Below are 23,298 nucleotides of genomic sequence, written 5' to 3'. Positions count from 1 at the left end.
TACCGTGAAGCTGCAGAACCTTAACAAAGGCCTCTTCCGTGGTCATTTTCATCTGAGTGTTCTCCGCGCATAGGTGGGTGGAACCGGGCTCAGCCCAGCCTTTGAATACGGTTTAGGCGCAAGGGACCGGGCGGCGTTAGGGCCAGAATATGCGGCGGAATAGGTCCAGAGTCGCGTCAGACGGCGCGAATGGCATCAGCGATCAGTTTCACACCCGGCGCGATGCGGTCCTGCCGAATCGAGGAATAGCCGAGGCGATAAAAATTCTGCGGCCGATCCGGCCCCGAAAAGAACGGCGCGCCGGGCTCGATGTGGACGCTCTGGTCCTGCAACGCGCGGGCCAGTCGGGTTGTGTCGACATGTTCCGGCGCGGACATCCACAAAGAAGACCCGCCCAGAATGCCGCGCCCGGCCACGGTCAGCCCGTGTTCCTCCACCGCGTTGTCCAGCGCTTCGCGCCGCTGTGCCAGAACCTTGGACATGCGCCTGATCTGCGCGTCGTAATGGCCCAGCGACAGGAAATAGGCCGCCGTGCGCTGAATATGACCCGGCGGATGACGCAGCACCAGCGACCGCAGTGCGCGGGCTTCGCGGATGAACGGCTCGGACCCGACCATGTAGCCAAGCCGCAATCCAGGAAACAGCGATTTCGAGAAGCTGCCCACATAGATCACCCGCCCATCCCGGTCCATCGACTTCAGCGCCGGGGAGGGTGCACCCAGAAAGGCCATTTCAAATTCATAGTCGTCCTCGACCACCATCGCGTCCAGTTCCCGCGCGCGCTCCAGCAGTTTGGTTCGGCGATCCACCGGCATGGTCGAGGTCGTGGGGCTTTGGTGGCTGGGTGTGGTGAAGATGACGTCGGTGTCGTCGGGCAGCGCGTCCGGCGGCAAACCATCGCGATCCACCGGCAGCGGGGTGACGTTGCAATCCCATACCTCCAACAGGCTGCGCAGGGCGTAATAGCTCGGGTCCTCGATCACCGCCGTCCGGTTGTGGGTCAGCAGGATGCGCGAAGCGAGCCACAGCGCGTTCTGCGCGCCCATGGTGATCAGAATCTCTTCGGGCCGGGCGGCGATACCGCGGCGGGGCAGGGTGTGGCGGGCGATGAACTCGACCAGCAACGGATCGTCCTGATCGACGTAGTCGGCGGTCAGGGAATCGAAATCCTTGTGGCCCAACGCCCGCACGGCGCACAGGCGCCAATTGGCGTGGTCGAACAGGGTTCGGTCGGCCTGCCCATAGATGAACGGATAGCGATAGTCGCGCCAGTCGGCCGGTTTCGACAACACATCACGCCCCGAAAATCGCCGAGCCAGTGCCGCGTCCCAATCCACGATCTCGGTGCCGCGCTGGACGGGCGTGTATTTCGGCGGCACCGGCGCGTTTTGCGAGACATAATACCCCGACCGACCTTTGGCGGTCAGGTAGTCATTGGCTAGCAGTTCGGTATAGGCCAGCGTCACCGTGATCCGGCTGACGCCCAGATGCGCCGCCAGTTTGCGGGACGAGGGCAGCTTTTCCCCAACATGAAACCTGCCAGACAGGATACCTTCGGCAATCATCTGCTGGATCTGTGCCTGCAGCGTGCCTTGCCCGTTCAGCTCAAGAAAGAATGTGTCGACCGATATTGCCATAGGGTCTTATAGGTTGGACTTATGGGGTGAGCAATCTGGACTTAAGCATTTCTCGAAAATTCGTGATGCGGGTGGTTGACTGGAAATCGTCATTAAACTAAATAACCAGAAATCTAGTTTAATGGAGTAAGCGAGATGTGGGAAACCGCTGCAGCAGGATTTTCGGCCATGGGCTCCGAGGCCCGGCTGAAGGTTCTGAAGACTTTGGTCCGGGCCGGGCAGGCCGGTCTGACGGTTGGCGAAATACAGGAGCGGACCGGGATCGCGCCATCGACCCTGGCGCATCACCTGCGGTTTTTGGCCGCCGGCGGCGTGGTCGAGCAAGAAAAAGTCGGGCGCAGCACGATCAACCGCGCCTGCTATGACGAATTGAGAAATCTGGCGCAGTTCATCCTTGCTGAATGCTGCGCCGACGAAGTGGGAAAGGCTGCGAACGATGGCTGATCTGACACAAAACCCCAAGGCCCCAGCCAAGGCCGCCCTTGATCTGATCAAGACCCCATGGGCGTTGGTCGTGGCGATCCTGGCGGCCGTCGCCGTTCTGGACCCCGGCAACTGGGGTGAAGTTGTAACTTTTGCCGGCAAGGCGCTGGCCCATACCGGCCAGTACATCCTGTTCGCTGTTCTGCTGCTGTCTTATCTCAAGGCGACCGGAGCCGAGGTGATGGTCGCGCGGGCCTTCGAAGGCCGCGAGACGCGTATGATCTTCCTTGCCGCGGTGTTCGGTGGGTTGGCTCCGTTCTGTTCCTGTGAAGTCATTCCGTTCATCGCCGGTTTGCTGGCACTGGGCGCGCCTCTGTCGGCAGTAATGGCCTTCTGGTTGAGTTCGCCGCTGATCGATCCGCCGACTTTGCTGATTACGGCAGGTGCATTGGGGTGGCCGTTTGCTATCGGCAAAGCCGTCGCAGCCGTCGCGTTGGGGCTGTTCGGAGGGTTCGTCGTGCGTGGCCTGATGCGTTCGGGGGCATTCGCGCAGCCTCTGCGTGAATACAAACCGGCCGGGTGCTGCGGGTGTGGTCCGAAACAGGATGACAAACCGGTCTGGCGGTTCTGGCAGGAACCCGAGCGCCGTCAGCGGTTCCGGTCCGAGTTTGTTCACAACGGGCTGTTCCTGCTGAAATGGCTGGCACTGGCCTATGTGCTCGAGGCGCTGCTGGTCAGCTATGTACCTGCAGAGCTGATCGCCCGAGTGGTTGGCGGTGAAGGTGTCGTGCCCATCGTGATTGCCGCGCTGGTCGGGATGCCAGCCTATCTGAACTCGTACGTCGCGCCGCCACTGCTGGCCGGGCTGACGGAACAGGGGATGAGCGCGGGGGCGGCCATGTCGTTCATGGTCGCGGGTGCGGTGAGTTCGATCCCGGCGATGGCGGCGGTCTGGTCGCTGGTCAAGCCACGTGTATTTGCCACCTATCTGGGGCTGGGGATCACAGGTGCAATCATTGCAGGGATCATCTTTCAGATGATCTGAAGGAAAAACCGCCCGGTGTTGCCACCGGGCGGTTTTGCTTATTGGTTGACCTCGCACAGGCTCGGCAGTTTGAACCTGTATCTGGGTTCGCCACTTTCCACGTAGACACGTTTTTCCACGCAGGCTGTTGTGCCGACGGTACGGGCAATATGCTCTTTGGGTTCGTTGATGGAGGTGGCCGAGCCATCGGGTAGCCGGACCGAGGCAACGACGCCGTATTTCAGATCCCCATTCACGGGAGTCGCCGACAGAACCGAAACGGTCAGATACGAGTCATGTTCGTGCGTGCCATCGTCATTGAACACCAGCAGCGCAGTGGCGACCGTGATGATGCCGACGATACCCACCACAAGCAGGCCCCAGGTTTTCAGGAAAGCATAGATCGACACCGCGCGGTGCGGGCCGAAGAGATTGGACAGAATGGTCAGCATGGTTTGCCTGCAAAAAAGCCCCGGTCTGATCGAACCGGGGCTGTCTGTGCGTTACGGGCGCAGATCGTCTTCGTCTTCATCCTCGGCCCCGCCTTTGGGCAGGTTGAAGAAGCTGTCGGCGTCGATGATCGGCTCGTCGTCTTTCTCGGCTTCCGGTTCGTCGGACAGCGAGAAGGTCTCAAGCCCTTCGATGGCGGTCGGGATCTTCGGCGCGGCGTCCATTTCCAGCGATTGCTCGGTGGAAACCAGCTTGCGGCGTTCGTCATCGCTCATGACGCCACCTTCGGCGGCTTTCTTGGCTGCAGCCTTCTGAACGATGGCGTCCAGTTCGGACTGTTTGCACAGGCCCAGCGCAACCGGGTCGATCGGCTGCATGTTGGCGATGTTCCAGTGGGTGCGCTCGCGGATCGACTGGATGGTCGGCTTGGTGGTGCCCACCAGTTTTGCGATCTGACCGTCGCTGAGTTCAGGGTGGAACTTGACCAGCCACAGGATCGAGTTCGGACGGTCCTGACGCTTGGACAGCGGCGTGTAACGCGGGCCACGGCGCTTTTCCTCGCCAGCGGCGGCGGCGTTGAACTTGAGCTTCAGCTTGTGCAGCGGGTTGTTTTGCGCCGAGTCGATCTCTTCCTGAGTCAGCTGGTTGTTGGCGATGGGATCGAACCCTTTGACGCCAGCTGCCACGTCGCCATCGGCGATGCCTTGCACCTCAAGCTCGTGCATACCTACGAAATCCGCGATCTGCTTGAAGCTGATCGTGGTGTTGTCCACCAGCCATACGGCTGTTGCCTTGGCCATAAGCGGTTTTGCCATCAGCCCGTCTCCTATAAATACATCTGTCCCGTCGCCGGAATTCGGCGGCCCCTTGGTCTTGGGGCAGGTTTCCGTTGTCGGGGAACTTGGGGCCTATATAGTCGCGGCAAGGCAAGAAGGGAAGAGGCGAATGCTGCGGCGGGTTTTAGGGCTGGTTTTGTGGGTGTTCAGCGCGATGGCGGCACTGGCCGATGGCGAAAAGGCGGGGGAGTTCGACTATTACGTCCTGTCGCTCAGCTGGTCACCGAACTGGTGCGCCCGTGAAGGCGATGCGCGCGGGTCGGACCAATGCGATGCGCGGCATGACCACGGTTGGGTTCTGCACGGGCTCTGGCCGCAATACCATCAGGGCTGGCCTGCCTATTGCCGCACGCCCGAGGCACCACCGTCGCGCGCCATGACCCGTGACATGGCTGATATTCAGGGATCGCCGGGCCTTGCATGGCACCAGTGGAAGAAACACGGCACCTGTTCCGGCCTCAGCGCGCCCGACTATTTTGCGCTGTCTCGGCAGGCCTATGAGGGCGTTCAGCGGCCGCCTGTATTCCGCAAGCTGGACGCGTCGGTCAAACTGCCCGCCTCGGTGGTGGAAGAGGCCTTTCTGAAAGCCAATCCGGCGCTGGAGCGGGACATGATCACCATCACCTGCAAACAAGGCTATATCGAAGAGGTCCGCCTGTGCCTGTCCCGCGATCTTGAACCGGTGCCCTGTGGCCGCGACGTGATCCGCGACTGTACGGCCAAGGATGCGCTGTTCGATCCGATTCGTTAAAGCTCTCGGTTCTGGCATTCGCGGGCGTATTCCAACGCTTTGGCGGTGCCATTGAGATCGATTGCCATCACCACTTCGCCCGCCGTGTTGTAAACGGTCATCGTCTTGTTCTGAGCGATGGCGTTGACAAAGTTCCGGTCAGTGAAGAAGACCGTCGCCCCCGGAACGCGGCCTTGATTGAAGCCGATGGCGGTGGCATCAAAGCTTTTGCCATCCAACTCGAACCGGATCGGATAGCTCTCGCCCTGTTTGATGTCGCCCCATGCCTTGTTGAAGACGGCGAAATACCCGCGATTGTCCAACGCGTCATAGCCGATACGCACCACCGAGAGGTCTTGATAAATCGTTTGGATCAGACACCCGTTGCCAAGCGCGGGGTCCATCATGATGTTCCAGCCCTCAATAAAGCCCTTATCGATCAGTTCCTGCGACCAAGCGGCGGTTGCGGTAAAGGCGGCGAAGGTGAGGGCGAGAAAGTGGCGCATGTGGCGTTTCCTAGTATAGCAGCTTGTTAGTCTGGATAGCTATTACCTAGCTTCCAGAGACGGTTTCAAAATGGTTTTCGTAGACTGTAGCTTCGGTTCAACCTGATAGCTGCAGTTTTCTACCTTCTTCGACCCACGTGTACGCCATTGAAAAGATGGAGGCGGTAAGGGCGGTGTTGAAGATTCCTAGAAACCCAGCCACCGTATGGTACGTGGCATTTGAAACTGTGATACCTGCGAATGTTTCTGGAATAGCTGGGTCAAGGCCCTGTTGTGCCAGCGTAAGAGTAACGCCCACAAAAACCAAAGTAAAAACCGTGGGGCCAGTTATAAGCCTCCAAAGAATAAACCAGAAGCTTCTCCGTGCTCGCTTCAATGCAGCGCGAACACCCGTTGAAGCCTGAATCGCTGCAGCTGGTATCATTGTTCCGATCGCGGCGAGTAGCAGGCCAAACAACGGTAGTGAAACGAGCATGGCAAACCCCAGTGCCGCGTCTCCAGGAAGCATCTCAGCTGGCAGTTTGGCTTTGACGATGAAAAAGGCGATTCCCATCGCCAATAGCAAGATAAAAATCGGAAGAATAAATGCGACCCAGAAGCTCCAATTCGGAGAAGGAGTTTGGCCAGATGTTTTAAACACCGAAGTAGTGGCTCCGGTGAGCAGTGTGTAATGAAATGCGAACGCTAAGTAGCCATAAACCATTAGTGTTGGCACAAGAGATCGACCGATACTTCCTTGCCCCCAAATATCCAACAAAAACAAGATCACTGACGCAAACAATACTGGCAGCCAGTACATACGAAAGACGTGGAATGCTAGTTTGTACAAGGGTAGTGCCTTAGTTCTCGGTAGTCTTAAATCGGGACGGTGCTAGTTGAATAAAATAAATGAGTAAAGGCTTACAACTCCTTCCGCGCCCTCAGCGCTGCCGTAATCGTCCCGTCATCCAGATAATCAAGCTCACCACCAATCGGCACGCCCTGCGCCAGTGAGGTCAGGCGGACTTGCCCCTCCAGTTGATCGGCGATGTAATGGGCGGTGGTCTGGCCATCGACGGTGGCGTTCAGGGCAAGGATGACTTCGGTGATCCCCTCGGCCATCACTCGGTCTTTCAGACGGGGAATGCGCAGTTCGTCCGGGCCGACACCGTCCAGCGCTGACAGTGTGCCGCCCAGAACGTGATAGCGGCCTTTGAAGACCCCGGCGCGCTCCATCGCCCAGAGGTCGGCGACGTCTTCGACCACGCACAACTCTCCGGTCGCGCGGGCTTCGGAATCGCAGATGTCGCAGATATCGGTGGTGCCGACATTGCCGCAGTTCAGGCATTCGCGGGCGGTGACGGCAACCTGCTGCATGGCGTCCGAAAGCGGCGTCAGCAGCAAGGCGCGTTTGCGGATCAGGTGCAGTACCGCGCGGCGGGCCGAGCGGGGGCCAAGGCCCGGCAGCTTGGCCATCAGGTCAATCAGGTTGTCGATATCGCTGTTCGAACTCACTGCGGATGCTCCTGCAAAAGGGCCGGGCAGGGGTGCCCGGCCGGTATTCCGTCAGGAGTGTGTATCAGAACGGCAGTTTGATGTCTGCGGGCAGACCCATGCTTTCGGTCAGTTTTGCCATCTCGGCCTGTGAGCGTTCGGCCGCTTTGGTCTGTGCGTCCTTGATGGCGGCGAGGATCAGGTCCTCGACCACTTCCTTGTCGTCGCCGTTGAAGATTGACGGGTCGATGTCCAGACCTTTGAGCTCACCTTTGGCAGTGGCGGTCGCCTTGACCAGACCAGCACCGGATTCGCCCACAACCATCAGGTTGTTCAGCTCTTCCTGCATTTCTGTCATCTTGGTTTGCAAATCCTGCGCGGATTTCATCATCTTGGCCATATCGCCCAGACCGCCGAGTCCTTTGAGCATTGTTTTTCTCCTGTGTGTCGGTTTGCCGCCTAAATACGGATGCCTTCGGCGCGGCACAAGGGGCGAGGGTGCTCCCGCCCGTCGTCAAGGTCTTTGGCAAGACCTTTCCTACCGTTGGGCCCGGGAGAATTCCGGAGAGGGATTACGCTAGTCTTCCTCGAAGGGGTCCCATTCGTCTTCGACCTCGGGCAGGGCCTCGGTTTCGACCTTGGCGGCGCGTTCTTCCGGTGTTTCGATCCGTTTGATACGCGCTTTGGGAAACTGCATCAGGACGGCCTGAACCAGAGGGTGTTGCTCGGCCTGTGCTTTCAATGCCAGATCGGCTGCGTCGCGAACCTCGGCGATGGTTGCAGCATCCCCGTCGGCTACGATTGACACCGCCCAGCGGTTTCCGGTCCAACGCTGTAATGCCGAGCCGATCCGGGCGGCCAGATCGGTCGGGGCGTTGTCTGTAGGTGTGAACTCGATCCGGCCGGGTTGGTAGGACACGAGGCGGACGCCGTTTTCGACCTCGACCAGTAATTTCACGTCGCGGTTCGTCCGGATCAGTTCGACGACATGGTCAAAGCTGGGATAGCGCGCTAGGGCTGACTGAGTGTCCTGCGCCAGCGCGGCGGTGGGTGCGCCAGCTGGCCCGCGCGCGGTTGAGGCATACGTAGTAGGAGCAGGCTGAGCAGGCGCATGGGACGGTATGGCCATGCCGCCGCCGGGGCCACCATTCGGTGGGGGCGGCGGTGTATCTTGCAGCCGTTTGATCAGTTCCTCCGGGCTGGGCAGGTCGGCCACATGTGTCAGACGGATTACCGCCATTTCGGCGGCCATCATGGCGTTTGGTGCGGCCGAGACCTCTTCCAGCGCTTTCAGAAGCATCTGCCACATCCGGGTCAGCACCCGCATTGGCAGGGCTTCGGCCATTTGCACACCACGGGCACGTTCATCCGGCGACACGGTCGGGTCCTCGGCCGCGTCCGGGGTGATTTTAACAACCGACACCCAGTGAGTGATTTCAGCCAGATCGCGCAGAACGGCCAGCGGGTCGGCGCCCTCGGCATACTGTGCGCTCAGTTCGGTCAGGGCGCCCGCCGCGTCGCCGCGCAGGATCATGTCCATCAGGTCCAGCACCCGCCCGCGATCGGCCAGGCCCAGCATTGCGCGCACTTGGTCGGCGCTGGTTTCCCCGGCCCCGTGCGAGATTGCCTGATCCAAAAGCGAAGTCGCATCCCGCGCTGAACCTTCGGCCGCGCGGGTGATCAGCGCCAGCGCGTCATCCGCGATCTGGGCATTTTCGGCTGCTGCGATCTTGCTGAGCAGGCTGATCATGTCCTCGGGTTCAATCCGGCGCAGGTCGAACCGCTGACAGCGGGACAACACCGTTACCGGGACTTTGCGAATCTCGGTTGTGGCGAAGATGAACTTCACATGTTCGGGCGGTTCCTCAAGCGTCTTGAGCAGCGCGTTGAACGCACTGGTCGACAGCATGTGGACCTCGTCGATGATGTAGATCTTGTAGCGGGCAGAGGCAGCGCGATATCGGACGCTGTCGATGATCTCGCGAATATCGTTTACGCCGGTGCGGCTGGCCGCGTCCATCTCCATCACGTCGACATGGCGGCCCTCCATGATGGCCACGCAATGCTCGCACTGGCCGCAGGGTTCCGTGGTCGGCTTGCCCTCGCCATCTGGACCGATGCAGTTCATGCCTTTGGCGATGATCCGCGCCGTAGTGGTTTTGCCGGTGCCGCGAATGCCGGTCATGATGAAGGCCTGCGCGATCCGGTCGGCCTCGAACGCGTTTTTCAGCGTGCGCACCATGGCGCCCTGGCCAACGAGGTCAGCAAAGGTTTCCGGGCGGTATTTGCGGGCAAGAACCTGATAGGCGGGGCTGGGCGTGTCGTTCATGTCTGCTCTGTCGGATTCGGGTTCCGATGCAGCGTAGAGACCCCCGCCGCCCGCGTCCACATCCCGCTTGGCGAATTTCCGTTTGCGTCGCAGTTTATGTACCATAGACGCGTAGGTAGGAGGGCTGTCGCTTGAGACTGTTTGCAATTCATCCCGTGCAGGTGGGGAACGGTACGGTTGCCCTCTCGCCGCTGCCGGGGCGTGCGGGCAATTACCTGCAGGATCTTGGCGTCGTTCGAGACTGGCAGCCCGATCTGGTGATTTCCATGACTACTGAAGGTGAGATGCTGCAGGTGGGTGCCGCCGGATTCGGCGACGATCTGCGCGCCGCGGCAATCGGCTGGGCGCATCTGCCGGTCATGGATTTTGGTGCGCCGCCGCGAGAGGTTCAGGCCGCATGGCCCGAGGTCAGCGCGGCGGCGGCACAGGTTCTGGCCCGCGGAGGGCGGGTGTTGGTACATTGCCGGGGCGGTTGCGGGCGGTCCGGGATGATTGCCCTGCGCCTTATGGTCGAACACGGCGAACGACCCGAGGCAGCGCTGAAACGTCTGCGCGCCGTGCGGCCCTGCGCCGTCGAAACCGACGGCCAATTAGACTGGGCCGCACAGACGCCCGGCACCGGGCCTTACCACTAGTTCAGAGCGCTGCGTGCCGTTCCGGCTGCACGATCGGGCTTTGCGCGATGACAGAGGCCTCAAGCATCGCGCAGGGCGGTGTCGGCAATAGCTTGGCCGGGCGTGTCGTGAATTCTAGGCCGAACATCATATCCGCATAGTCGTCCAGAGTTTCGATCGCGGTGTCGGCGTCGGTCCCGCAAAACACGCGAATCTGATCTGCCTGTGCGCGAAACCGTGCAAGGCAGCCCTGTGCGCAATGGGTCAGTTCGCTGCTGCCTTCAAATTCGAAATCCGGCGTGGTCGCAGGTACGGCGGCCTCCATCGCCTGCACGACGGCGCGGGCCATCTGTGCCAGAGCGGGACAAGTCTTGCCGGTTTTCTGGCATACGGTTGCGGTGAATTGATGTGTCTTCGTCTTCCAGATCATGGTGCGCCCTCCGCGCGCAGGACGGGGGCGTAGGTCAGGTGTGACAGCGTGCTGACGACCTGCCCGGACACCCCGCCCGAGTTTCGGTTTTGGTTCGATGGCAGGTCTCCTGACTTGCGGGTCGTCGCTTTGCCGACCTTCCCAGCCTTTCGGCCAGTGGTGTTTCGGCATTGCTCACCGCTTACAGTTGCGGGGGCAGTCGCGGCCTTGGTTCGTTCCGGCATCACCGGGCAGAACCGCACCGTGTTCCCTTTTCATCCCGCCCCGGGACCGGGGACGAGAACCATCACCGCATCGCTAGCGGGTGCGGGTGGCCCGAGTCAAGCGGGCAATTTGCGCGGCCAAGTGGACGTGTGGTCATGTTCGGGCGCTGTTGACTTGTGGCGGGAATCACGGCGGACTGGTGGAAGTGAACCGATCGGTTCAAAAGCCCGGAGGCCGCCCCATGCTGGACGCTGCACAGACTGTATCGACCGAGGATTTCCGGTTTCCGTCAGGCGCTGGAACCCTGTCCGCACGCCTGTATCTGCCGACGGTGGCTCCCAGAGTGGCCGTGGTCATTCATGGCGCAACCGGCGTGCCGCGGGATTACTATCAGCATTTTGCCCGGTGGCTGGCTGAGGTACAGGGGATGGCCTGTCTGACCTATGACTACAGCGATTTCGGCCACTCACTGAACGGGTCGTTGAAGGCATCGCGGGTCAAGATGGCCGATTGGGCCCTGATCGACATGCCTGCGGCCCGGGCCGAGATGCGGCGTAGGTTCCCGGATGCGCAGCAGTGGAGCATCGGTCATTCCGTCGGCGGGATGCTGGGGCCGATACAACCTGACATCGATCAGATCGACCGCATGATCTGCGTCTGTTCCGGGCCCGTAACGGTATCGGATCACCCCTGGCCCTATCGGGCACTGGCTTTGCTGTTCTGGTACGGTCATGCGCCCTTGGCGGTGAAAGCCTTGGGGTATCTTCCGGGCAAGGCGCTGGGGTTCGGGGCAGATCTGCCTGCGTCGGTCTATTGGCAGTGGCGACGGTGGTGTACCGCGCCGCGCAACTACCTGCCCGAGATCGGGGTCACCCTGCCCGAAGCGCTCTGGGCGCAATCGGAGACGCCTGTGGATCTGTTCACCTTCGAGGATGACGATCTTGTGCCACCAGCGGCAGTCTGGCGGCTGGCTGATTTGTATGGGCCGCACGCGCGGCGACATCTGTTGTCACCCGGTGAATTCGGCCTGCCCGGCGTTGGCCATATCGGTGCCTTCGCGCGCCGCAATGCTGCCGTTTGGCCGCGACTAATCGCTTGAATTTTCTTTTTGGTTTTCGGCGGGAGCTAAAGTGAGAGGTTGGACATCGACCCAAGCGGGGCTCGTTGTGGCTGCTTCCTTCCGGACCTGACCAGGTTGGCGAGGCGCTCGCCCGCGCCAACCTCTCATCGGTCGATATAGGCAACAGGCGCGGAAAAGACAACCCGTTAGAGCGTCAAACGGATCAGCAAAAAACCCTCATCGTCTTCTCCAACCAGCTCGGGGGCGTATTCCTCAAGCTCGGCAATGTGATCGCGGGCCTTCGGACCGGTCCTGAGTAAGGTCGTCGCACGGGGTATTGGCACAAACCGAAAGGCTCGGGGCGCGTGTTCCAGCGGATCACGCGGCAGGGCACCCGAGAAGTAATCCTGCAGGATGTGTTGGACCGGTCGCGCGGGCATCGGGATCGGCTCGGCTTGTTCTACAAAGGGGAAATGGCCGCCTCCGTTGGCGCGGTAATTGTTCAGCGCGACGACAAAGCGCTGGTCAGGGGCTACAGGGCGCCCCTCGAATCGGATGTCGTGAATACGGCGATGCGCCGGGTCGATCAGATGACCGGAGGCAGCAAAGCGCGGCGGGTGCGAGAGGTCGATTTTATAGCTCAACCCCAGCAGAACGTCGAAATTGTGCCCGGCCCGGCTGGGATCGACCAGATCGGATTTACAGCCGGGTTCGATCTGATTGAACACACATGCCGACATTTCCAGCCAGTCGCCAATCTGCGCGCCATTGACGACAACGGCCTGCAATTCGTTGGGAAAGACATACAGGTCGTTAATGTGGCGCAGGAAAACCTGCCCCGGCGGTACATCGGTATAAAACCGAGGTCCGGCGCGCCCGCCGAATTTAGAAGGGGCCACTGCGGACAGAACAGGCAGCTTCGCAAAGGGTGTCCCCTGCAGATGCGGACGCAGGGCTGCCGCCTGCGCCGCTGCGGCTAATGCAAGCCCCCTGTCCGGGGCGCAAAAGCTGAAATAGCTGTGCAAATACCGGTCGGTCCGGCCCACCGGCTGCGCCGTGTGACGGCGTGTTTCCTTATGTCCCTCGTCGAAAAGGCGCAGCAAATCCGGGTCTTCTGCAACCGGATGACCCACGCCGTCAGCGCCGACCGGGCAAACTGAGCGCAATTCGGTGCTGTGGTCCTGAATTGCCCACGTCCCGCCATCCGCCCTGCGCAGTGTCAGGTCAATCAGCCCCAGATTCGATCCTGCGGGGCCTGGCATGACCACTGGCTTCCCGTGCACCCGGCCCCGGGCAGCATCGACATGGTCCAGCCCCTCATGCGCTGGGCCGGGGAGTGTCAGGTGGGAATGCCCGGCGACAACGGCATCAATGCCGTCAATGGCAGCCAGCGGGATAACAGCGTTCTCCATATCGGATTGCGCAATGGGTGATCCCAATCCCGTATGCGCCAGCGCAATGATCAGATCACAGCCCTTCGCCTGCAAGTCCCGCACCTTGTCGCGGGCGCAGGTCAGAATATCGTCCATGACGACCCGACCCTGTAGCCGGTGCGCCTCCCACTTTGCGGTCTGCGGGGGGAGAACCGAAAACACACCGATCTTCAGCGCAACCTGCTGGCCCTGGCACAGGACCACGCGCGTCAGGATCGCATCACTTTGCCACAAGGGATCTGAGTCCTGCCGGTGCGCGTTGCTGCACACCACCGGACAGGGGGCATCTTTCAGAATACGGTCCAGAACTCCGAGGCCAAAACCGAAATCATGGTTGCCTAGCCCAATGGCGTCATAGCCCAGATTACCGAATGCCTGCATAAGGACATGCGGTGTATTGGCCGGTTCCGCAGCCCAGTCCCCGATTGGAGTTCCCTGCAGCGAATCTCCGTTGTCGAATAGCAGAACCAGCGCGCCAGCCGTCACCGCCTCGGCCCGCGCGGCCCGGATCAGGCTGGCGGTCCGCGTAAGTCCGATTGAGGTCTCGGGGGCGTCCGAGTAATAGTCGAAGCCGCTCAGATTCATATGCAGATCGGAGGTTGCCAAAATCCGTATTTTTGTTTCGGAACAGGGCGGATGAGCGGAACGTGTCAAGTTTCTACTTCTGGCAGTTGGTCGTCAGCCATATTCCCTAAAAAGTATAGTACATGCAATTTACAAGGCGCGCCTGCGATCATTTGACGGTCTCAGGTTTCCGGGTGTTTGGAATTGCCATTGCAACGCTGCTGCTGCCGTGGCAGCCCTGTGGCGAAGATCCAAAGGAACACTCATGAAACATGCGGAACTTGTGACGTTTGGGGGCTCGGGCCTGGATCGCGCGGCGCATATCCGGGGGAATGCGGACCAGCTTGCGCAAATGCGAGCCCATCCGCAGGCGTCCTGCCTGCTGCTGTGGCGGGGCAAGCCACTGGTTCGGGGCGAGGCGCTGGATCGGCTGGATTTGATCCCCATGACGCACGAATTGGTGCAGAACGGACCGGGCGGCAGGGTGGAGGAACCCGTGTTTCTGGGTCTCTCGGACGGGTCGCCTGTTTTTGCCCTCGATATCTCAAACTGGTCCCCCGAGGGGCTGGACATGTCCCAGTTGGGGGCGTTTGTCGACCGGACCGAACAGCAGCATCCGGACCTGCCCTGCGGCCATGTCTTTGCCGAGCTGCGCCGGATCATGACCCGCCTGTCGGCCCGCGATGCGGAGCTGGCCGCAGCGGCCAAGGCGGTGATCGGATGGCATGAAACTCATAGGTTCTGCGCCCGCTGCGGTGCTGCCAGCGAAATATCACAAGCCGGATGGCAGCGCAGTTGTGCGTCCTGCGGCGGGCAACATTTTCCGCGCACCGACCCGGTGGTCATCATGTTGATCACGCACGGGGATTCGGTGCTGATGGGGCGGTCTCCGGGCTGGCCCGAGGGGATGTATTCGTTGCTGGCCGGTTTTGTGGAACCCGGCGAAACGCTCGAGGCCGCGGTCCGGCGCGAGGTGATGGAAGAGGCGGGCGTGCCTGTCGGTGCCGTCAGCTATCTGTCCAGCCAGCCCTGGCCGTTTCCGGCCTCATTGATGTTTGGCTGCGCGGGTGAGGCGCTGTCGCGCGAGATCACTATCGATCCGGTGGAAATCGAGGAGGCGATGTGGGTCAGCAAGCCCGAGATGATGCAGGCCTTTGCCGGCGAGCATCCGCAGCTGCTGCCGGCCCGCAAGGGGGCCATTGCGCATTTCCTGCTGCAAAACTGGCTTGCGGATACGCTGGACTGACGGATACAGAGTCTACAGCCAAGAGAACCACGAAACCGTCATGCAATTTACAGCGCGCGAAGATATCGAAGCCCCGATCAATGCGGTGTTCGAAATGGTTGCTGATTTTGAGCGCTTCGAACGTATGGCAATGCGCCGCGGGATCGAAGTGCGGCGTCTGTCGGGCCATATGGGCGTGGTGCCTGGTACTCAATGGGAAACCGAGTTCAAGCTGCGCGGCAAGCCCCGGCAAGTCGCGATTGAAATGGCCGAATGCGACCCGCCATCCCTTTTGCGGTTCGATGCGGTCAGCAAGGGCATGAACGGGGTGACGATCATTGAATTCCTGGCCCTGTCGCAGCGCCGCACCCGGCTAAGCGTCGACATGTCGCTTGCCGCCAGATCCTTACCCGCGCGGCTGTTGCTGCAATCGCTGCGGCTGGGTCAGGCGCGGTTCCGGCGGCAGTTTCAGTTTCGACTCAGCGAATTCGCTCGAGAGATGGAAGAGCGCCACTTGCACGGCGGCTGAAAAGGGCAAGGAACAAAGGGCGGTGGTTCGGGATGGATAATCTGGTTTTTCGAAAGGCCGTTTTGGACGATGCCGAGGGCCTGTCGGAGGTGCTGCAAGAGCTGACAGCCGCCGGAAAACGATCTCGGCCAAGCAATGCTGACTTTGTCAGGACGAACTACATTGCCGATCCATGTGGAATTCAGTGCACCGTGGCCGTGCTGGATGGACGCCTGCTTGGGCTTCAGTCGCTGAAAAGGGCGATTAAGGGAAATGCCTACGACGTGCCCGAAGGTTGGGGCATCATAGGAACGCATATTCGCCCCACAGCAGCGCGTTTGGGGATCGGGCGCGCCATGTTTCAGGAATCGCTGTCGGCGGCACGGGCGGCTGGAATCAAGTATATTGATGCGACCATCGGGGCCGAGAACGCTGAGGGCCTAGGCTATTATCAGGCGATGGGATTTGTCGACTACCGGCAGTCTGCGGGCAGTGTTTCCAAGAAATACACCTTGTAACGACCCGGGCGATCAGCCGCGCGGGTGGGCTGCGGGATAAACACCCAGCACTTCGACATTGGTGGTGAAGTGCTCCAGCTCGTCCATGGCCAGTTGCACATTGTGGTCGTCAGGGTGACCGACGATATCGGCATAGAACTGCGTTGCAGTGAACGAACCATCGACCATGTAGCTTTCCAGCTTAGTCATGTTGATCCCGTTTGTGGCAAAGCCCCCCAGCGCCTTGTACAGCGCCGCCGGAATGTTGCGCACCTGAAAGACGAAGCTGGTGATCATACCATAGGGTCCACGCCGGGACAGGTCCGCCTGCCGGGACATGACAAGAAAGCGGGTGGTGTTGTTGTCCTGATCCTCGATGTGGCGCGCCAGTACGTTCAACCCATAGATTTCGCCGGCCAGTTCGCTGGCCAGCGCCGCCGAGTGCAGATCGCCCTGCTCTGACACCTCACGCGCGGCGCGCGCGTTGTCGGGGCTGACCCGACCACGGATGTTGTGTTCGTTCAGGAACCCGGCGCATTGCGGCAGCAGGACCAGATGCGAATGCGCCTCGGTGATATCGGCCAGAGTTGCACCGGGCACAGCCAGCAGGTTGATATGCACGCGCACGAAGGCCTCGTCGATGATATGCAGCCCGCTGTGCGGCAGCAGCCGGTGAATATCGGCCACCCGGCCATAGGTTGTGTTCTCGACCGGCAGCATCGCCAGATCCGCTTCGCCCGAGCGAACCGATTCGATCACGTCTTCGAATGTGCGGCAGGGCAGGGCCTCCATATCGGGGCGCGCATTGCGGCAGGCCTCGTGGCTATAGGCACCGGGTTCCCCCTGAAATGCGATACGATTGGTCATTTGATCGATTCCGTGCAACAAGTTCTAGAATTGGGCGTTTAGTCGCGGTGTCTATACCTTGCCTCTTGCGAGGGGAAGCCTTAGACACCCCGCAGACAGCTGAAATGGACTCGCGATCAATGTTCGACACGATGACAGTTACCAAGGCCGCCGCAGGCCTGTTTGGCACCTTCTTGGTGCTGCTTCTGGCCAAATGGGGCGCCGAGGCACTGTACCATGCCGATGGGCATGGTGAGACGGCCTCTTACATTATCGAAACCGAAAGCTCTGGTGAAAGCGCGGACGGTGAAGAAGTAGTCTTTGAAGACATGCTGGCCGCCGCCGATCCGGACAAGGGCGCGCGCGTCTTCCGTAAATGCACCGCCTGTCACAAGCTGGAAGATGGCGCGAATGGTACCGGCCCGTATCTGTACGGCATTGTGGACCGTCCGGTCGCTTCGGCCAAAGGCTTCACAGGCTACTCGGCATCAATGCAGGCCCATGGCGGCAACTGGACACCCGAAGCGCTGGATGCCTTCCTGACCCGCCCCAGCGCCTATATCTCGGGCACTTCCATGAGCTTTGCCGGTTTGAAAAAGCCGCAGGAGCGCGCCGACCTGATTGCTTACCTGCAGACCATCGGCAACTGATCCTGTGATCAACCGCACTGAATTTCAAAGCCGCTGCCCCGTGCAGCGGCTTTATTTTTTTGCCTAACAACATCTTCACAAAGCGTTCACGCATTCTAAACTTGAACCTGACAGTGCTGGTCATTTAGCTGGCACGCAAAAGATTAAAGGCAGAGGCCAAGCAGGGGATGAGCAATATGAGATCCGGCAAAACTACCGTACAGGCGCGCGCATTGGATTTCAGGGGCTGGGCATATACGTCAATGCTGGGGCTGTTTCTGGTCCTGCTGGCAGCGACGCAGCTGTTTGCCGAAGAAAAGATCATCAAAAGCCACGGTTTCTCGGAATTTGGTGATCTGAAATACCCCGAAGGCTTTGCCCATTTCGACTATGTGAACCCGAACGCGCCGCGGGGTGGAGAGCTGTCCTATGCCGCGCAGGGTACGTTCGACAGTTTCAACCCGTTCACGCGGCAGGGTCGCGCCGGAGCACGGTCGGCGGATCAGTACGAATCCCTGTTGTATCCGTCTTATGATGAGCCCGCGTCCTACTACGGCCTTCTTGCGGAAAGTCTGGAGTACCCGGAAAGTCAGGATTGGGTGATCTTCAACATGCGCCCCGAGGCGCGGTTTTCCGATGGCACGCCCGTGACCGCCGAAGATGTCGTGTTCTCTCATAACCTGCTGCTGGACCAGGGGTTGAAGTCCTACGCGGATGCGGTGCGCAAGCGCATTCCACGTGCCGAGGCATTGGATGAACACCGGGTCAAATTCTATTTCGCGCCGGATATCCCACGTCGGGCGTTGATTTCGCAGGTGGGCGGTACGCCGGTATTTTCCAAAGCTTGGTTCGAAGCGGACCCGGAAAACCGCCGCCTGGACAAATCCCGTCTGGTACCGGGCATTGGTTCGGCTCCGTATCTTCTGGACAGTTACGACATCAACCGGCGCATCGTTTACAAGCGCAACCCCGACTATTGGGGCGATGATGTGAACGTAAACGTAGGCCGCAACAATTACGACAGCATCCGTATCGAGTATTTCAGCGACTCGATTGCCGCGATGGAGGGGTTCAAGGCCGGCACGTTCACACTGCGGCAGGAGAACAACTCGAAAAGCTGGGCGACCGCATACGATTTTCCCGCGATCGCAAATGGCTCTGTGGTTCGGGCCGAACTTGAGGATGGTAACGTGCCGACGGCCTCGGGCTTTGTCATGAACCTCGACCGCCCGCAGTTTCAAGACCCCCGTGTGCGCGAGGCTGTTCAGCTTGCCTATAACTTCGAATGGACCAATGAAAGCCTGCAATACGGGCTGTTTCAGCAGCGCAGCTCGTTCTGGGAAGGCACGCATCTGGAAGCCACCGGTCTGCCCGAAGGGCGCGAGCTTGAGGTGTTGCAGGCCCTTGGTGACGCAGTGGACCCGGCGGTTCTGACCGAGGAACCGGTCACGGCGCATGAATCCCGCCCGGCCCGCCAGAATGACCGCCGCAACCTACGCGCGGCGATGAAACTGTTGGACGAAGCCGGTTGGCTGGTCGGCGACGACGGCATCCGCCGCAACGCAAATGGCGAGGTGCTGTCGATTGAATTCCTGTCGGATCAGCCGACCCTGGACCGGATCATCCAGCCTTTCGTCGACAACCTGCGCGCCATGGGTGTTGATGCGAAATACAATCGCGTCGACAACGCCCAGTTCACTCTGCGCCGCAGGGACCGGGATTTTGACATGATCGTTGGCGGATATCCCACGTCGCTGCAGCCTTCGACTGGCCTTTATCAGCAATTCGGGACCGAGGCGGCCTCGTACTCCGTGTTCAACCCGTCGGGCGCGCATGGCCCCGATATTGAACCTCTGATCGACAACATCGTCGCCGCAACTGAAAGCGAGGAGCTTTTCGCCAATGTCCGCGCGCTGGACCGCGTGCTGCGTGCAAAGCGGATCATGGTTCCGACATGGTATCTGGGCAAATACTGGGTCGCCTATTGGGATATGTACGAATACCCGGAAAACCTGCCGCCCTATGACTTGGGCATCCAGGACCTGTGGTGGATCAACGCCGAGAAAGAAGCCGAGTTGAAGTCCTCGGGCGCGTTGAGGTAATCCGCCCCCATGGGAGCATATATTCTAAGACGCCTGTTGCTGGTCATCCCAACCCTGCTTGGGATCATGATCGTCAACTTCACACTGGTTCAGTTCGTCCCCGGCGGCCCGATTGAACAGATCATCGCCCAGATGGAGGGCGGTGGTGACGTGTTCGAAGGTATCGCCGGCGGTGGCAGCGATATCGAACAACAGACCGGTGGCGCGAATGACCGCTATGTCGGTGCGCGAGGCCTGCCACCCGAGTTCATCGAAGAGCTTGAGAAAGAGTTCGGGTTCGACAAACCGCCGCTTGAGCGGTTCCTCGACATGATGGGCAATTACCTGACGCTGGATTTCGGTGAGAGCTATTTCCGCTCGATCAGCGTGATTGATCTGGTGCTGGAAAAGATGCCGGTCTCAATCTCGCTGGGCCTGTGGTCAACACTGATCGCCTACCTGGTGTCGATCCCGCTGGGCATTCGCAAGGCGGTCAAGGATGGATCGCGGTTCGACACCTGGACCAGCGGTATGATCATCGTTGCCTATGCCATCCCCGGCTTCCTGTTCGCGATCCTGTTGCTGGTGTTGTTCGCAGGTGGCTCCTATTGGCAGATTTTCCCGCTGCGGGGGCTGACCTCGGACAATTGGGACAGTCTCAGCCTGTTTGGTAAGATCGCCGACTATTTCTGGCACATTACCCTGCCGGTGATTGCCCTGACAATTTCCGCCTTTGCAACGCTGACCCTGCTGACCAAGAACTCGTTTCTGGATGAGATCAAGAAACAGTACGTCATGACCGCGCGTGCCAAGGGGCTGAGTGAGGGCAAGGTGCTGTATGGCCACGTCTTCCGCAACGCCATGCTGATCGTGATTGCGGGCTTTCCGGCTGTGTTCATCGGCGTGTTCTTCAGCGGCTCGATCATCATCGAAACCATCTTCTCGCTGGACGGTCTGGGCCGTCTGGGATTCGAGGCCGCCGTGGCGCGGGATTACCCGGTGATCTTCGGAACGCTGTTCATTTTTGGTCTGATGAGCCTTGTCGTCGGCATCATCAGCGACCTGATGTATGTGCTGGTCGACCCGCGCATCGATTTCGAAAAGCGGGAGGGGTAAATGGCACTGTCCCCACTCAACCAGCGCCGCTGGCGCAACTTCCGCCGCAATGGCCGGGCGTTCTGGTCGCTGATCATCTTCTCGGTGCTGTTCGGCCTATCGCTGTTCGCCGAGTTCATCGCCAATGACAAACCGATCCTGGTGAAATACCGGGGCGAGTTCTACACGCCAATCTTCAATTTCTACCCGGAGACCGAGTTCGGCGGCGATTTCCAGACCGAAGCGATTTATCGCGACCCTGAGGTGCAATGCCTGATCGGCAGCGGCGGAATCGAAGACTGTTTCGACGACCCCGAAGGCATCATTGATGAGATCAACGCCGGGACTTATCAGGCTGACGGGTTTGAACGTGGCTGGGCCATCTGGCCGCTGATCCCGTATTCCTTCAACACCAGCGTGGATCGACCGGGGGCAGCGCCTTTGCCCCCCAATGGGCAGAACCTGCTGGGTACGGATGACACCAAACGGGACGTTCTGGCACGGGTCATCTATGGCTTCCGCCTGTCGATCCTGTTCACGCTGATGGTCACCGGTGCCGCCAGTATCATCGGCATCTTTGCGGGCGCCATTCAGGGTTTTTTCGGCGGTTGGCTGGATCTCGTGTTCCAGCGCATCATCGAAATCTGGTCCGCCACGCCTTCGCTCTACGTGATCATCATCATGTTCGCCATTCTGGGACGAAGTTTCTGGCTGCTTGTGGCGTTGATGATCCTGTTCAGCTGGACCGGATTGGTCGGCGTTGTACGGGCCGAGTTCCTGCGGGCGCGGAACCTTGAATATGTGCGGGCCGCGCGCGCGCTGGGCGTGGGCAACATGACCATCATGTTCCGCCACATGCTGCCCAACGCGATGGTGGCCACGCTGACTTTCATGCCGTTCATCGTTACGGGCACAATCGCGGGTCTGGCCTCATTGGATTTTCTGGGCTTCGGCCTGCCATCCTCTGCCCCGTCGCTGGGCGAACTGACCTTGCAGGCGAAACAAAACCTGCAGGCGCCGTGGCTTGCCTTCACCGCGTTTTTCACCTTTGCCATCATGCTGTCACTGCTTGTCTTCATCTTTGAAGGTGTGCGCGACGCGTTTGATCCCAGAAAGACCTTCTCATGAGCCTGTTGGATGTGAACAACCTCAAGGTCTCGTTCCGGCAGGACGGGCAGGTGAGCGCCGCGGTCAAGGGGGTGTCCTTCACCGTGGATCGGGGGGAAACCGTGGCTTTGGTGGGCGAGTCCGGTTCGGGCAAGTCCGTCACTGCCCTGTCCACCGTGTCGTTGCTGGGCGACAGCGCCATTGTCGAGGGCTCGGTCAAATACGATGGCGATGAGATGATCGGCGCCTCGCAGGATAAGCTGATGGATGTGCGCGGCAACGATATCAGCTTTATCTTTCAGGAGCCGATGACCTCGCTGAACCCGCTGCACACGATCCAGAAGCAGATGGCCGAGTCGTTGGCTCTGCACCAGGGACTGAAGGGTGATGCGGCGCGGGAACGAATTGTCGAGTTGCTGACCAAGGTGGGCATCCGCGATCCGCGCGAAAGGCTGGACAGCTATCCGCACCAGCTGTCAGGTGGGCAGCGGCAGCGTGTGATGATCGCCATGGCGCTGGCCAACAAGCCGGACATTCTGATCGCAGACGAACCGACGACTGCACTGGACGTGACCATTCAGGCGCAGATTCTCGAACTGCTGGCCGAGCTGCAGAAATCCGAAAACATGGGGATGCTGTTCATCACCCACGATCTTGGGATCGTGCGGCGCATTGCTGACCGGGTTTGCGTGATGAAGGATGGTGAGATCGTCGAAACCGGCGTGACCACCGAGATTTTCGACAACCCGCAACATCCCTATACGCGCAAGCTGCTGGGGGCCGAGCCCTCGGGCCATCCGGACCCGGTCGCGCCCGACGCCGAAGAGGTCGCCCGGACGAACAACCTGAAGGTCTGGTTCCCGATCCAGCGCGGATTTCTGAAGCGTACCGTGGGCTATGTGAAGGCAGTTAACGACGCCACACTGAACGTCCGCGCAGGTGAAACGCTGGGTATTGTCGGTGAAAGCGGCTCCGGCAAGACCACGCTGGCTTTGGCGATTATGCGGCTGATCGCGTCCGAGGGTGGGATCACCTTCCGTGATCAGGACGTGCGCCGCTGGTCCACGCGACAGCTGCGGCGGTTGCGCAAGGATATGCAGATCGTGTTTCAGGACCCGTTCGGCAGCCTCAGCCCGCGGATGACCTGCCAGCAGATCATTGCCGAAGGCTTGGCGATCCACAACGTCGACCCTCACCGCGCCCCGCGAGAGCTGGTGGCCGAGGTGATGACCGAGGTGGGCCTTGATCCGGCCGCGATGGATCGTTACCCGCATGAGTTTTCAGGCGGGCAACGCCAGCGGATCGCGATTGCACGCGCCATGGTGCTGCGGCCCAAACTGCTGGTGCTGGACGAACCGACCAGCGCGCTGGACATGACGGTACAGGTACAGATCGTTGATCTGCTGCGCGACCTGCAGCGGAAATACGGGCTGGCCTATCTGTTCATCAGCCACGACCTCAAGGTCGTTCGCGCCATGTCTCACAAGGTAATCGTGATGCGCAACGGCGATGTGGTTGAAATGGGCACGGCCGAGGACTTGTTCGAAAACGCCCAGACAGACTATACCCGCGAATTAATTGCGGCGGCGGGGTAGGG

The 23,298-nt window shown here is 60.2% G+C and carries 24 protein-coding genes, 1 other RNA gene and 1 riboswitch; of the genes, 13 read left to right on the top strand and 12 right to left on the bottom strand.

Going from position 1 to position 23,298, the window contains the following annotated elements; all coding sequences use genetic code 11:
- Positions 1-176 precede the first annotated feature (176 nt).
- Positions 177-1,637 (bottom strand): PLP-dependent aminotransferase family protein, encoded by a 1,461-nt coding sequence (locus tag GOX63_RS22735; RefSeq protein WP_170328880.1) that lies wholly within the window; start codon positions 1,635-1,637, stop codon positions 177-179.
- Between the two features lie 135 nt (positions 1,638-1,772).
- Here GOX63_RS22735 and GOX63_RS22730 point away from each other — a divergent pair, with 135 nt between their 5' ends.
- Both GOX63_RS22730 and GOX63_RS22725 read left to right on the top strand, forming a co-directional pair.
- Positions 1,773-2,081, top strand: coding sequence for an ArsR/SmtB family transcription factor (locus GOX63_RS22730; RefSeq protein ID WP_170328866.1), 309 nt, complete (start codon positions 1,773-1,775; stop codon positions 2,079-2,081).
- Positions 2,074-3,105, top strand: coding sequence for a permease (locus GOX63_RS22725; RefSeq protein ID WP_170328864.1), 1,032 nt, complete (start codon positions 2,074-2,076; stop codon positions 3,103-3,105). Before GOX63_RS22730 ends, GOX63_RS22725 begins: the two co-directional genes overlap by 8 nt.
- Before the next feature lie 38 nt (positions 3,106-3,143).
- Here GOX63_RS22725 and GOX63_RS22720 read toward each other — a convergent pair whose 3' ends face one another.
- Both GOX63_RS22720 and GOX63_RS22715 read right to left on the bottom strand, forming a co-directional pair.
- On the bottom strand, positions 3,144-3,536 hold the full coding sequence (locus GOX63_RS22720; RefSeq protein WP_170547291.1) for a hypothetical protein: 393 nt from the start codon (positions 3,534-3,536) through the stop codon (positions 3,144-3,146).
- 51 nt (positions 3,537-3,587) lie between these two features.
- Positions 3,588-4,349, bottom strand: coding sequence for a DUF1013 domain-containing protein (locus GOX63_RS22715; RefSeq protein WP_170328860.1), 762 nt, complete (start codon positions 4,347-4,349; stop codon positions 3,588-3,590).
- Positions 4,350-4,479: 130 nt separating this feature from the next.
- Between GOX63_RS22715 and GOX63_RS22710 the strand changes: the two genes are divergently transcribed.
- Positions 4,480-5,121, top strand: a complete 642-nt coding sequence (locus tag GOX63_RS22710) for a ribonuclease T2 family protein (protein ID WP_170328859.1) — start codon at positions 4,480-4,482, stop codon at positions 5,119-5,121.
- On the opposite strand, the gene GOX63_RS22705 is transcribed toward GOX63_RS22710, so the two are convergent.
- The 5 genes from GOX63_RS22705 to GOX63_RS22685 form a co-directional block, all read right to left on the bottom strand.
- On the bottom strand, positions 5,118-5,606 hold the full coding sequence (locus GOX63_RS22705; protein WP_170328857.1) for a hypothetical protein: 489 nt from the start codon (positions 5,604-5,606) through the stop codon (positions 5,118-5,120). The two genes, GOX63_RS22710 and GOX63_RS22705, sit on opposite strands and share 4 nt — an antisense overlap.
- A 97-nt stretch (positions 5,607-5,703) precedes the next feature.
- Positions 5,704-6,435 carry a hypothetical protein gene (locus tag GOX63_RS22700; protein ID WP_170328855.1) on the bottom strand — a complete coding sequence of 244 codons (732 nt, stop codon included), beginning with the start codon at positions 6,433-6,435 and terminating at the stop codon, positions 5,704-5,706.
- Positions 6,436-6,506: 71 nt separating this feature from the next.
- Complete coding sequence (gene recR / locus GOX63_RS22695) at positions 6,507-7,100, bottom strand: recombination mediator RecR (RefSeq protein WP_170328853.1); 594 nt, start codon at positions 7,098-7,100, stop codon at positions 6,507-6,509.
- Positions 7,101-7,164: 64 nt separating this feature from the next.
- Entirely contained in the window at positions 7,165-7,509 is a 345-nt protein-coding gene (locus tag GOX63_RS22690) for a YbaB/EbfC family nucleoid-associated protein (protein WP_170328851.1), read from the bottom strand.
- A gap of 147 nt (positions 7,510-7,656) precedes the next feature.
- Complete coding sequence (locus tag GOX63_RS22685; protein WP_170328886.1) at positions 7,657-9,408, bottom strand: DNA polymerase III subunit gamma/tau; 1,752 nt, start codon at positions 9,406-9,408, stop codon at positions 7,657-7,659.
- Positions 9,409-9,539: 131 nt separating this feature from the next.
- On the opposite strand from GOX63_RS22685, the gene GOX63_RS22680 reads away from it, so the two are divergent.
- Positions 9,540-10,043, top strand: a complete 504-nt coding sequence (locus GOX63_RS22680; RefSeq protein ID WP_170328849.1) for a protein-tyrosine phosphatase family protein — start codon at positions 9,540-9,542, stop codon at positions 10,041-10,043.
- Position 10,044: 1 nt separating this feature from the next.
- Here the strand turns inward: GOX63_RS22680 and GOX63_RS22675 are convergent, their stop codons facing one another.
- Positions 10,045-10,452 (bottom strand): hypothetical protein, encoded by a 408-nt coding sequence (locus GOX63_RS22675; protein ID WP_170328847.1) that lies wholly within the window; start codon positions 10,450-10,452, stop codon positions 10,045-10,047.
- An 82-nt stretch (positions 10,453-10,534) separates the two neighbouring features.
- Positions 10,535-10,755, bottom strand: a riboswitch (cobalamin riboswitch).
- 142 nt (positions 10,756-10,897) lie between these two features.
- Here GOX63_RS22675 and GOX63_RS22670 point away from each other — a divergent pair.
- Positions 10,898-11,755, top strand: coding sequence for an alpha/beta hydrolase family protein (locus tag GOX63_RS22670; protein ID WP_170328846.1), 858 nt, complete (start codon positions 10,898-10,900; stop codon positions 11,753-11,755).
- A 29-nt stretch (positions 11,756-11,784) separates the two neighbouring features.
- Here GOX63_RS22670 and ffs read toward each other — a convergent pair.
- Both ffs and GOX63_RS22660 read right to left on the bottom strand, forming a co-directional pair.
- An RNA gene (gene ffs / locus GOX63_RS22665) (signal recognition particle sRNA small type) lies at positions 11,785-11,883 on the bottom strand.
- A gap of 39 nt (positions 11,884-11,922) precedes the next feature.
- Positions 11,923-13,803, bottom strand: a complete 1,881-nt coding sequence (locus GOX63_RS22660) for a bifunctional 2',3'-cyclic-nucleotide 2'-phosphodiesterase/3'-nucleotidase (protein ID WP_302478385.1) — start codon at positions 13,801-13,803, stop codon at positions 11,923-11,925.
- A gap of 175 nt (positions 13,804-13,978) precedes the next feature.
- Here GOX63_RS22660 and nudC point away from each other — a divergent pair, with 175 nt between their 5' ends.
- From nudC to GOX63_RS22645, 3 genes are read left to right on the top strand one after another with little or no spacing between them, the layout of a single operon-like run.
- Positions 13,979-14,959 (top strand): NAD(+) diphosphatase, encoded by a 981-nt coding sequence (gene nudC / locus GOX63_RS22655; protein ID WP_170547285.1) that lies wholly within the window; start codon positions 13,979-13,981, stop codon positions 14,957-14,959.
- Between the two features lie 40 nt (positions 14,960-14,999).
- Entirely contained in the window at positions 15,000-15,467 is a 468-nt protein-coding gene (locus tag GOX63_RS22650) for an SRPBCC family protein (RefSeq protein WP_170328842.1), read from the top strand.
- Between the two features lie 32 nt (positions 15,468-15,499).
- A complete protein-coding gene (locus GOX63_RS22645) occupies positions 15,500-15,964 on the top strand; it encodes a GNAT family N-acetyltransferase (RefSeq protein ID WP_217356277.1) in 465 nt (154 codons plus the stop codon).
- Between the two features lie 12 nt (positions 15,965-15,976).
- On the opposite strand, the gene GOX63_RS22640 is transcribed toward GOX63_RS22645, so the two are convergent.
- Positions 15,977-16,810: a prephenate dehydratase gene (locus GOX63_RS22640; protein WP_170328838.1), complete on the bottom strand. Its 834-nt coding sequence runs from the start codon at positions 16,808-16,810 to the stop codon at positions 15,977-15,979.
- Between the two features lie 119 nt (positions 16,811-16,929).
- Here GOX63_RS22640 and GOX63_RS22635 point away from each other — a divergent pair, with 119 nt between their 5' ends.
- The 5 genes from GOX63_RS22635 (at position 16,930) to GOX63_RS22615 (ending at position 23,296) form a co-directional block, all read left to right on the top strand.
- Positions 16,930-17,439 carry a c-type cytochrome gene (locus GOX63_RS22635; protein WP_170328882.1) on the top strand — a complete coding sequence of 170 codons (510 nt, stop codon included), beginning with the start codon at positions 16,930-16,932 and terminating at the stop codon, positions 17,437-17,439.
- A 167-nt stretch (positions 17,440-17,606) separates the two neighbouring features.
- The gene (locus tag GOX63_RS22630) at positions 17,607-19,520 is read left to right on the top strand and encodes an extracellular solute-binding protein (RefSeq protein WP_170328836.1); all 1,914 of its coding nucleotides are present in this window, start codon (positions 17,607-17,609) and stop codon (positions 19,518-19,520) included.
- A gap of 9 nt (positions 19,521-19,529) precedes the next feature.
- Positions 19,530-20,615 carry a microcin C ABC transporter permease YejB gene (locus tag GOX63_RS22625; RefSeq protein ID WP_170328834.1) on the top strand — a complete coding sequence of 362 codons (1,086 nt, stop codon included), beginning with the start codon at positions 19,530-19,532 and terminating at the stop codon, positions 20,613-20,615.
- Positions 20,616-21,722: an ABC transporter permease gene (locus GOX63_RS22620; protein WP_170328832.1), complete on the top strand. Its 1,107-nt coding sequence runs from the start codon at positions 20,616-20,618 to the stop codon at positions 21,720-21,722.
- On the top strand, positions 21,719-23,296 hold the full coding sequence (locus GOX63_RS22615; RefSeq protein ID WP_170328829.1) for an ABC transporter ATP-binding protein: 1,578 nt from the start codon (positions 21,719-21,721) through the stop codon (positions 23,294-23,296). Before GOX63_RS22620 ends, GOX63_RS22615 begins: the two co-directional genes overlap by 4 nt.
- Positions 23,297-23,298 lie beyond the last annotated feature (2 nt).

This window comes from Ruegeria arenilitoris (assembly GCF_013031355.1).
GTDB lineage: Bacteria > Pseudomonadota > Alphaproteobacteria > Rhodobacterales > Rhodobacteraceae > Ruegeria > Ruegeria arenilitoris_C.
Note: the sequence above shows the minus strand (reverse complement) of the source record. Positions and strands in the feature narration are given on the sequence as shown.